This is a genomic window from Catenulispora pinisilvae (genome assembly GCF_015356865.1).
Lineage (GTDB): Bacteria > Actinomycetota > Actinomycetes > Streptomycetales > Catenulisporaceae > Catenulispora > Catenulispora pinisilvae.
In genome coordinates this window covers 1-718 of the sequence record NZ_JAAFZA010000555.1, presented here as the reverse complement: position 1 = coordinate 718, position 718 = coordinate 1, and the positions used below count along the sequence as shown (strand labels likewise).

Here is a 718-nt window from a genome sequence, read left to right as displayed (position 1 = left end):
ATGGCCGGTTCTTGACATCCATGCTGATCGTCACGCGTTCGGGCGTGTCGAGCAGCGGTGGACCGAGGAAGATCCCCTACACCACACCGGCAGCCGCACTGCTGACCCGTGCCCTCGTACCCTGCGGCTGCTTTTCTTCCGGTCGGTTTTCGGTTCGTTCCCCTCGGTCGCGTCGGCAGGGCTTCGCCTACAGTGCCGGTTCTCGGGAGTCAAGTTCGCGCTGTACGCAGCCGCCACCTGCCCGCCTGACCGCAAGGGCGCGGACTTTACTCCCGGGGTTCGGCGCTGTACCCCTTGGGGCTGACGACGCGACCGTGGGGAACGGACCGTAGCCACCTCACAAACCGCCGCCGCAGGGCCCTGACCGGACCACCCTATGGAATTGCGCCAGTTCCCCGAGGGAGCCGAGAGCCCCCGCCGGAGGCGCCGGGCTCTTCATCACAGCTCTTGATCTTGACCTGGCTCTTGATCTTGCCGTTGATCTGGCTTTTGATCTGGCTTTTGATCTGGCTCTTGTTCCGACTTGCGGGAGTTGAAGAGGCCTGAGGTGCGGCGGGGTTGTGAACGCGAAATCCGGCAGCCGACAAACACACCCGCCGCCCCGAACCCCGAACCGGCACAACCATAACCGAAGGCCGTGAAAAGGCTTCTAAAGCCCACAAACAGGCCGCAGCTCACCCCGAAACCATCCCGAAGCCGCCCCGAAGCCGCCCCGAGC

1 pseudogene is annotated in these 718 nt (G+C 64.5%); it reads right to left on the bottom strand.

The annotated features are described in order from the left end of the window. Positions 1 to 438: 438 nt before the first annotated feature. A pseudogene (locus IZR01_RS51970) lies at positions 439 to 718 on the bottom strand (hypothetical protein); the annotation flags it as partial.